Below are 9515 nucleotides of genomic sequence, written 5' to 3'. Positions count from 1 at the left end.
AATTCCGGCTGTTGAATGTCCTGGACGACTTTAGTCGCGAGGGGCTCGGCATTGAAGTTGACTTCTCACTACCAGCTGAGCGTGTCATTCGTTGCCTCAACCAGATCATCGAATGGCGCGGCAAACCCCGCACAATTCGTGTGGATAATGGGCCTGAGTATGTCAGTGGTAAGCTCGTGGAATGGGCTGAAAAACAAGGGGTTACTATCAGTCACATCCAACCTGGAAAGCCGCAACAAAATGCATATGTCGAACGCTATAACCGAACGGTTGGGCACGAATGGCTAGACCAACACATCATTGAAAGCATCGAAGAGGCTCAGGAATTCGCTACACAAGGGCTCTGGACGTATAACAACGAACGGCCCAATATGGGTATCGGCGGCATTACCCCTACACAGAAACTGAAAATGGCTGCGTAAATTCTACTGTCGAACCCCGTTAAAAATGGGGGATTACCATGCGAAGGATGTTCGACGCCCGGCATCTATTCGGCCTTCGCCGCCGAGTAGGACCGCAGCTTGTCGGTGACCATCATCCGTGGAGTGGTCCCCTGGCCCTTGAGCCGCCTTCGCATCAGCTCCAGAGCTGCACGCTTGTGTCTCCGGTTTTGCAGGAGGGCATCGAGAACGTAACCATTGGCATCGACGGCCTGCCAGAGCTAGTATTTTTTCCCTTGATGGAAACCACCATCTCATCAAGATACCATTTGTCGGAGAACTGACCGCGGGACCGCTGACGATGTTGATGGGCGAATTTGAGATCGAACTTCGCCGCCCATTCCGACACAGTCTGGAACGAAACCTCAATGCCTCGCTGGGCAAGCAGGTCTTCAAATCCGCGAAAGCTGAGCGGAAACCGATAATAAAGCCACACCGCATGCGCGATGATTTCTGCAGGAAAACGATGGCGTTTGAAGTGAACAAGCTGGGTTGCGGTCATGCTCCTTGAATATCACAGCGCTTAGCAAAAATCGGTTAAGGCGACACCGCCATCAACTGAGATGCCTCGTTCATCAAGGATCTCTTGCAGTTTACGATATAAGCTGAAAACGAACGTAAAAGAAGACCACGTGCAGGATGACGCTTTTGGGGAAATATGCGCCTTTGAAATCGACCGTCATCCGTTTCCGCCGCACTCAACTCCTACAAAGTTTCATGCGATACCTCATCAGATGTGAAAAAATTGAGACACAGCCCAACTTGGCACAAAATGGCAAGATTGTTGGTGCGCCCTTGTCGTAAGCGAAGCGATAAAGATTTCAACCCGCGCGCAAACCGCACCGTCAAGATGGCTCGAGCGCGGCTGATGGTGGTTTTGGGAGACAACGCGTTAATTCATCGATTCACTAAGTGGAAGAATGTCTCGCTTTCGATGCTCTGCATAAGGAGCGTCTGTCGAGGGCCAAGTTCCATTTTGGCTGTATAGCGACCGTGTTGTATAGGGCGGACACTATGCTGATCGGCACAGTTTCAATAGCCCGCTTTATAGGTTCGCGTTGTTCGTGAGCGTGCATGCAGACGTGATGAGAATTCGAGGAGAGGCCCGCAATGCAGATCAATGCTGCTCAAACGAATTTGTCATGGGAGCGTTTACACGCTGATATGATTTACGTGCGCGGTGGCACTTTTTGGATGGGGTCAGATCACCATTACCCGGATGAAAAGCCTGCTCATCGTGTCAGTGTTGAAAGTTTTTACATCGACAAGACACCAGTGACAAACGCACAGTTCACGGCGTTTGTGGCGGCAACGGGACATCGCACATTTGCCGAGTTCGTCCCCGATCCCCGGGACTATCCCGGCATTTTGTTGGAAATGTTATATGCGGGATCACTCGTTTTCCAAGAGCCGACCGGGCCGGTTGATCTGAGTGATTGGTCGCAATGGTGGGTTTTTCTACGAGATGCCAACTGGCGTCAGCCTTATGGTCCGGGCAGCAGCATCGCAGGCTTGGATGATCATCCAGTTGTCCATGTCAGTTTTCATGATGCACAGGCTTACGCGCGGTGGATCGGCAAGGATCTTCCGACAGAAGCCGAGTGGGAGTTTGCCGCCAGAGGTGGGCTTGATCAGGCTGAGTTTGCCTGGGGATCAGAGCTGACACCGAATGGTCGACATATGGCCAATACCTGGCAGGGATCGTTTCCGATCGCTAATCATAACCTCGACGGATACGCGCGTACCTCACCGGTCACCGCATTCCCCCCCAATGGTTATGGAGTCTACGACATGATCGGAAATGTCTGGGAGTGGACGTCGGATTGGTTCGCTCCAAAGCATGAAGCAGACATCACGAAAGCCTGCTGCATTCCCAGAAATCCTCGCGGTGGACTTGAGTCCGCTAGTTATGATCCCTGTCTCCCCGAGATAAAAATACCGCGAAAGGTTTTGAAAGGCGGATCGCATCTGTGTGCTCCAAATTACTGCCTCCGCTATCGACCTGCCGCCAGACATGCAGAAGCCATTGATACGTCAACAAGTCATGTAGGGTTCAGATGTGTAGTCCGAAACGGAGAAGCAAATGAGAAAACATCCTAGTTACCGATCGAGAGCTCGTTGGTTGGGCATGAGCACGGCGCTCCTGATGTTGGGCTCGCCCGTCGCAGCCCAGCAATCGCTCCCATTTCCCCCAAAGCCTTCGGGGAGCAAGGCCGGGCCGACGATCGCGGAATCGACATATAACCCACTACCGGCGCAGTCACATCTCCCCGCTGATGCGCCGAATATCGTTATCATCATGCTCGACGATGTTGGTCCAGCGCTTCCGAGCACCTTTGGCGGGGTGATCAACACAAGCACATTGAGCCGTGTTGCCGGGGATGGGATTACCTATAACCGCTTCCACAATGCCGCTATGTGTTCACCCACCCGGGCGTCACTGCTGACTGGGCGCAATCACCATCGCGTCGGCTATGGCCAGATCGCCGAATTGGCCAATGATTGGGACGGTTATTCCGGTCGCATCCCACGCACATCCGCGACAGCCGCAAAAGTGCTTGGCTATTATGGTTATGCTACAAGTGCATTTGGAAAGTGGCACAACACACCAGCCAATGAGACGACTGCTGTTGGCCCTTATACGAACTGGCCTGCGGGTCAGGGGATTGGCTTTGACTATTTCTACGGCTTCCTTGCAGGCGAATCCTCACAATGGGAGCCTGCGGTTGTCGAAAACACGGTCCGCGTTGATCCGTCTGCAGGTAAAGAAGAATATCATTTTACCGAAGACATGACCGATAAGGCCGTTTCATGGATGAAGCAGGTTCATGCACTCACACCGGAGCGACCGTTCTTCGTGTATTGGGCGCCCGGTGCTTCGCATGGTCCACATCATATTTTCAAGGAATGGGCGGATAAATATAAGGGCAAGTTTGATGCCGGCTGGGACGTGATGCGCGAAGAGGTCTTCGCCCGTCAGAAAGAACTGGGCTGGATCCCGAAAGACACCGAACTCACCCCGCGACCGGAGACACTTGCTGCGTGGGCGGATATTCCCGAGGATGAAAAGCCATTTCAGCGCCGGCTCATGGAAGTGTTTGCCGGATATACTGAGCATGCCGATGCGCAGGCAGGTCGGTTGATTGATACGCTTGACGAACTTGGCATCCGCGACAACACGCTCGTGTTCTATATCTGGGGCGATAACGGCTCGAGTGCTGAAGGCCAGAATGGCACCATCAGCGAACTCTTGGCACAGAATGGCATTCCTTCAGAGATCAAGGATCACATTCGGACCATGAACGAACTCGGTGGCATGGATGTGCTGGGATCGTCCAAGGTCGACAACATGTACCATGCCGGTTGGGCTTGGGCGGGTTCCACACCATATCGTTCAACCAAACTGATTGCCGCACATTTTGGCGGCACGCGCACGCCGCTCGCGGTGTCGTGGCCAAACAAGATTAAGGCGGACCAGACACCTCATCCGCAATTCCATCACGTCAACGATATCGTACCGACGATCTATGACATTCTCAAAATCACGCCACCTGAACTGGTTGATGGCATTAGTCAGGATCCGATCGACGGCACCAGCATGACCTATTCTTTCTCCGCCCCACAGGCGCGGGATCGTAAGAACGAGCAATATTTCGAGGTGATGGGTAGTCGCGCCTATTACAAGGACGGTTGGATTGCTTCAGCATTCGGTCCACGAATACCATGGAAGCCGGGGGTTGATCCCGCAATCATGCAATGGTCACCGAAGGACGATGTTTGGGAACTATACGATCTCAGCAAGGATTTTTCGCAGGCAAAGGATATTGCTGCAGCAAACCCCGAAAAGCTCAATGCGTTGAAGAGCGCGTTTGACGTGAGCGCGAAAGAAAATAAAGTTGATCCGATAGGCGGTGGTCTCTGGTCTGTCGTTTTCCATCCGGAAGACGCACCGTCTAACCCTTCCAAAGTGTTTAACTACACGCAGGACGTGGTTGCCGTTCCAGAATTTACAGCACCGCGTCTCGGATCGCGCAGCAACCTTGTTACCATTGATGCGGATTTGCAGCCGGATTCGAAGGGTGTGCTCTATGCGCTTGGAGCAGTTTCCGGAGGTCTGGCCCTTTGGGTTGAGGATGGAATACTCAGCTATGAGTATAATTTGTTTGAGATCGAGCGAACGCGGTTAGAAACCTCTGCTCCGCTTCCGACAGGGAAGGTCAAGATTGAAGTTGAAACGCGTAAGGTTGGTAGTGACCGCCCAACACCTCTTGAGATCGTCATTCGCATCGACGGCAAAGAGGTCAGCAAGGGACGTGTCCCACGCTCGACAGCACTGGCCTTTACTGCCAATGACGCCTTTGACGTTGGCCGGGACAGCTATTCTCCTGTCTCGCTCGCATATTTCGATCGCAAACCATTTTCCTTTAACGGCAAGATCAGACATCTGCAGGTCGATTATTTGGATTAAGGCGCGAACAGCTTGAGGTGAGAGCGGCGGCGAAATGGTCGCCGCTCACGGGCAGCCGCGATATTGGGCCATCGACGGGTCACATGACCGCCTGTCAATCGATAGGAATACATGAACTACCTCCATAATAGCCCAAGTTTTCGTCCGACCCCCACCGCGTCACTTCTCAGCGGCAATCAACAGCTTGCTCAAACCGTGCCTATTGGCATATCAATAACCGAGGAGACTCGATGTCCATGGCGGACCTGCATGCGCATATACAGATGATGAAGGAAGAGCATTGAGTAACTGAGCCACTTTTCCGCCTTGGCCTTGCTGATCTTATCGTCAAACGGAAAATGATCAGCCTTCTGGTCGAGGCCCTAGCAGACGCTTGATAGACGAGATGGACTTTCTCCAGCCGCGACATTTGGAGCGTCATATTGCGGAGCCTCGAAACACATCCTCTATGAAGGACGGGCGTCATCCAGACTTAATGGTGCCGTTTGAAGCTCGAGTTGTACAGTCGTTTTTTGTTGTGCGGAATCGAAGCAGACCTTAAGAATTCAAAGGTCTCTTTTAAAGACCATTTATTCTGAATGCATTATTATTTATGGGACTAAAATGAGAATCTTGTTCACTACACTCGGCGTCGTCCTTGCGATAACTTCCTCAGCCATTGCTGAACGAAAGCCAACCATTCTCGATCTCGTTGAAAAAGGCTACGAAATCAAAACGTCGACGGGAAATTATGTTTTTCTGCAGAATGAAGAAAAGATTTATATGTGTTCATTTCTTCAGGTAAGTGAATATAACGTGGCTTCAGGAGAGATTGATGCCATCAAATTCGATTGCGCTGCTGTTATTAAATGACGGGCAGGGATATGTTTGCAGTCGCAGTACCGGTATTTTTCAATATCCAACCAGAACGGCCGGATGAATAAGAATGAAGGTTATAGTATTTATTCTGGGAGTAGTTCAGATACTGAGTGGGTTATTGTTCATTGTTGAGGCGTCTTCAGTACAAAGAATGATACTTGGTACATTGTCATTTGGTCTTGGATCTGTTTGTTTCGGAATAGCCGTGATCATTGTTCGGCTGGATGAAATCCGCGCAAGTTGTGACAGTTCCAAACTCCGATGATAGGCCGGCCATCCAGATCAGCATCACTGAAACCCAGTGCCCGGCCTGAACTGTTTTGAATTTGTCGGGGATGGTTAACTTGAGTTAATAGCGATAATCGGCAGGTTTGTCATGTCGCATGGTGGCGGTCTGACCTGTTGCTAAATTATTGATAAGCGAATTGATGGCTTTAAGTACTATAGGCATCGTTAATACACGACTGACACTCGTGCGCAGGCGCTCCCTCTGATAATTGTTGCCTTCGGTATCTAAGATGCCGAAATTTTGCGAACGTCATTTCTGAAAGGTTTCAAATATGAATAGCGCGGACGGAATTAGCGCATCGGTGTATACACGCTGGCATCAATTGGCGGTGCCTTTTGCCTTTGCGCTGAGTGCGGGAAGTTTTCTGTTCGTGGTTTTCAATCGTGGTTCGCTGGGCATGGCGGGGGTAGTTGCTCTGCTGGGCTTGTTGGTACCATTGCTCATAACCTTCAAAGTCTTCCCAACCCGCAACCTTATTAAGGTCACCCCCGACGGTTTGGAGTTTTCACGCCGTGCACCAATTGCATTTTCTGATTTGACGACTTGGGGTGATGACAATCTCCTCAAGCTGGTCCGATCGGGTTATCCAACTCTGCTGGTGAGTCCGTTAGATTTGCCTAATCGGAAACGGCTGTTCAGCGAGTTTCGAAATGCGCTCGAAGATTGGCAGAAGAAGCAACAGCCTGGTAAGAAACCGGTACACCGAACTCATTTTTACGGATCGACGGGTGCCCGCGTTATCGGTGCACTGATTGCAACCTTGGGGGGCGTCGCGGCCATGATGGCGATGAATCTGCGTGAACCTTCAATTGCACTTACCATAGTCGCTACTTTGGGGGCGTTGTTTGGGTTAGCGATGTTGTTTGGTAAGCAGGTATGAAGCTCTCAGTGAAGTAACCCCACATTTGAACGGTCAGCTGCGGTGAAGACCTTGTCAACGGCGATGTTGAAAGGCAATCTGGAAAAGCATGCAGGGCAGATGCATTTGGCAAAGAGATCGGCTTTTTGTTTTTGTCTCAGGAGGGAATGCGTAGTTCGATGTTAGCATCAATTCAAGAGCCCTTTGCATTGAGTTCAAGTTCTGGTATGAATTGTTCACACTTGACCTGATGCATTGCTGAAGAGAAGAAGAATAGCCAACATCGAAAAACGCACGATTAGCCTGCCTAGTGAGCAGGCAGCCTTCATCGAATCCAAAGTCAAGAACGGTGATTACGCTTCAGTCAGTGAGGTTGTTCGTGCTGGTATCCGAGCATTAAGAGAGCGGGATGAAGTGATTGAACGGTGGTTAAATAACGCGGTTTCTGCATCTTACGATGCGATGAAATCAGATCCATCCCGTGCGGTAACCGTTGATTCTGCCTTTGCCTCAGTTCGTAATCGACATGCTGAACGCGTGAACGTTCGCAAGTGATCTGCAGATCCGTCGTCTTATCACCGGAAGCGGAAACAGATCTTGTGGCTCTTTATGATTGGATAGCCGAAAGAGCATTGCCTGATACCACACTTGGATACATTGATAGGCTCGAGAGCTATAAACGCGGCTTCGACTACGCTTCTGAACGTGGCACTTTGCGAAACGATATACGCGAAGGGCTGCGAACCGTTGGGTTTGAACGCAGAGTAACGATCGCGATCAATGTCACTGCGCAAGAAGTTATTGTGCTTGGCTTATTTTATGGTGGCCAAAATTGGCAGGAAGCCTTATCTGAGCACTGAAATCGTGATCGTCGTTCTTGACTCCAACACTCTAAATCTGAGACCGCCAACCAATCTGCCCTGCTTACACGTATGGGGTGAACCGCATCTGATCGCTGCGATATTGGTTTAAGCAACAATCAAAAATCTCAGTATGGCCGAGCGAAGCATCTCACTATTAAACCGCCTTGAGGACGAATTACCAGAGGGGTTGGTCGTGGATGCTGCATGTCTGCAGGAGCGCGGCATCGCCAGTAACTTGCACGCCTACAATGTTAAGACCAGTTGGCTAGAACAACTGGTGCGCAGCGCTATAAAAGACCGCTCGACACGCTGAGTTGGCAAGTCATCATTCCGCTCCTATCCTCGCCAACTTTGTCGTCTATGGTTTCGACTGCGGCTTAACGCGTCACTATCCCTTGGAATGGCTTGTCGCGTGAAGTAAGCAGTATAATCTTTTAGTTGCTGACCGGTTGGCCGGTTGGGCAAAACATGATTGTTTGATCGGTTGTAATGTTTTATGCCTCAGCTATTCGGAGGTTCTGATGAAATGTTTATTCACGTACGCACTTGTATCGGTTTTGGTTCTCGCATCCAGCTCGGCCTATGCTTTGGATGCTCAAAAAGATTGCTCTACGTTGAAGCAGGTCATTAAAGAATCGAAGATAAATTTCAAGAATGTTGCACCCGATGTGCAGCCGAAGGATGTGGACGTTTATCCATCAAAGCTCACATTAACCGGCAGCAATTCTTGCCGTGTTTTTCTGCGCACGAACGTATCTTCGGTCAGCTGGTCGTGTGTGATAGAAAATTCGACGGTGAAAGCGGTCGCGGCGTTCGTTTCGAACTGCGTGGGTAGACGTGAAACATCTGATCGGGCTTATCAGAGAGTTGGCGCAAAAATTTTCCGTTTAAAGCCACAGGTTCCTGCCGAGATAATTGTTTCGGAACTGGATCGCGGGAATATTGCTTTGCAAGTCAAAACGCTGCAGAAGAAGTAATGTCAGTTGAGAGGGTAGTACACAGCTCTAGGCAGCTTGGACGAATTTGAGCCAGTATCTAGTGGTGGCGATATGAACCAACTTGGGGGTGCGGATAAAAACTTGGACTGGTTTTACGTCACAATGCCAAGACTGTTTCGATATTCGATTGGGCTTCGTGCGCCAAGTGACATTTTGATCCGCTTCTCGTTGTACCATCGAATGTAGCCATCGACTTCCTTGATAAACTGCTCAATTGTGGTGGTCTTCCAATCGCTGGGATAAAAGAACTCTGTTTTTAGCCTGCCAAAGAAACCTTCGCATCCAGCGTTATCTGGGGAGCACGCCTTACGGGACATTGAGCGCACCAGCTGCGCATCACTAATCCTCGATAGCCAACCCGGCCAGCGATAGTGTGCACCGCGATCAGAATGAACAATTGGCCGATTATCTGCGTCGGTCACAGTTTCTATGGCGGCATCGAGCATCGTGTTGACCAATTCCGCATCTGGTTTCGTTCCGATAGACCAACTGATGATCAGACCATCGAAGCAGTCGATGATGGGTGAGAGATACACCTTGCCAGCCGGGATATGGAATTCAGTGATATCAGTTAGCCATTTCTCATTCGGCGCTGTGGCCTGGAAGTCGCGATTAATAAGATTCTCAGGTGAAGGACTGATTTCTCCCAGATAAGAGCGGTATCGCCGCCGCTTTGGCGTGGCAACGATCAGGTTCTCCTGTTTCATCAACCGCTGCACAACCTTCTCTGAGATTGTAAC

Annotated in this window: 10 protein-coding genes and 2 pseudogenes; 9 read left to right on the top strand and 3 right to left on the bottom strand. The window is 50.5% G+C overall.

The genetic code is table 11. The features are described from left to right. Positions 1 to 422 (top strand): integrase core domain-containing protein (locus OIV19_RS23025; protein ID WP_264234195.1); only part of this gene is annotated, 422 nt, incomplete at its 5' end. A 68-nt stretch (positions 423 to 490) separates the two neighbouring features. Here OIV19_RS23025 and OIV19_RS23020 read toward each other — a convergent pair. Both OIV19_RS23020 and OIV19_RS23015 read right to left on the bottom strand, forming a co-directional pair. Continuing rightward, positions 491 to 942: pseudogene (locus OIV19_RS23020) on the bottom strand (IS6 family transposase); the annotation flags it as partial. A gap of 51 nt (positions 943 to 993) precedes the next feature. Then, a pseudogene (locus OIV19_RS23015) lies at positions 994 to 1123 on the bottom strand (IS6 family transposase); the annotation flags it as partial. A gap of 481 nt (positions 1124 to 1604) precedes the next feature. Here OIV19_RS23015 and OIV19_RS23010 point away from each other — a divergent pair. From OIV19_RS23010 to OIV19_RS22975, 8 genes are all read left to right on the top strand, one after another. Further along, entirely contained in the window at positions 1605 to 2540 is a 936-nt protein-coding gene (locus OIV19_RS23010; protein WP_464554395.1) for a formylglycine-generating enzyme family protein, read from the top strand. Then, the gene (locus OIV19_RS23005) at positions 2524 to 4908 is read left to right on the top strand and encodes a sulfatase-like hydrolase/transferase (RefSeq protein ID WP_319637629.1); all 2385 of its coding nucleotides are present in this window, start codon (positions 2524 to 2526) and stop codon (positions 4906 to 4908) included. The genes OIV19_RS23010 and OIV19_RS23005 overlap by 17 nt, the downstream gene beginning before the upstream one ends. Before the next feature lie 603 nt (positions 4909 to 5511). Then, positions 5512 to 5760, top strand: coding sequence for a hypothetical protein (locus OIV19_RS23000; RefSeq protein ID WP_151094050.1), 249 nt, complete (start codon positions 5512 to 5514; stop codon positions 5758 to 5760). A 566-nt stretch (positions 5761 to 6326) separates the two neighbouring features. Beyond that, entirely contained in the window at positions 6327 to 6935 is a 609-nt protein-coding gene (locus OIV19_RS22995) for a hypothetical protein (RefSeq protein WP_264234188.1), read from the top strand. A gap of 234 nt (positions 6936 to 7169) precedes the next feature. Next, a complete protein-coding gene (locus OIV19_RS22990) occupies positions 7170 to 7469 on the top strand; it encodes a type II toxin-antitoxin system ParD family antitoxin (RefSeq protein ID WP_464554341.1) in 300 nt (99 codons plus the stop codon). A 44-nt stretch (positions 7470 to 7513) separates the two neighbouring features. Next, positions 7514 to 7774, top strand: a complete 261-nt coding sequence (locus OIV19_RS22985; protein ID WP_264234187.1) for a type II toxin-antitoxin system RelE/ParE family toxin — start codon at positions 7514 to 7516, stop codon at positions 7772 to 7774. A 133-nt stretch (positions 7775 to 7907) separates the two neighbouring features. Continuing rightward, positions 7908 to 8090 carry an AbiEi antitoxin N-terminal domain-containing protein gene (locus tag OIV19_RS22980; protein WP_264234185.1) on the top strand — a complete coding sequence of 61 codons (183 nt, stop codon included), beginning with the start codon at positions 7908 to 7910 and terminating at the stop codon, positions 8088 to 8090. Positions 8091 to 8298: 208 nt separating this feature from the next. Then, complete coding sequence (locus OIV19_RS22975; protein ID WP_264234183.1) at positions 8299 to 8754, top strand: hypothetical protein; 456 nt, start codon at positions 8299 to 8301, stop codon at positions 8752 to 8754. Between the two features lie 113 nt (positions 8755 to 8867). On the opposite strand, the gene OIV19_RS22970 is transcribed toward OIV19_RS22975, so the two are convergent. Further along, positions 8868 to 9515, bottom strand: a 648-nt coding sequence (locus tag OIV19_RS22970; RefSeq protein ID WP_264234181.1) for an IS3 family transposase, incomplete at its 5' end; no start/stop codon positions are given.

It is taken from the genome of Brucella sp. HL-2 (assembly GCF_025846885.2).
In the GTDB taxonomy this organism is placed as follows: domain Bacteria; phylum Pseudomonadota; class Alphaproteobacteria; order Rhizobiales; family Rhizobiaceae; genus Brucella; species Brucella quorumnocens.
The sequence above is the reverse complement of the archived record's forward strand: the minus strand, read 5'-3'. Positions and strand labels throughout refer to the sequence as shown.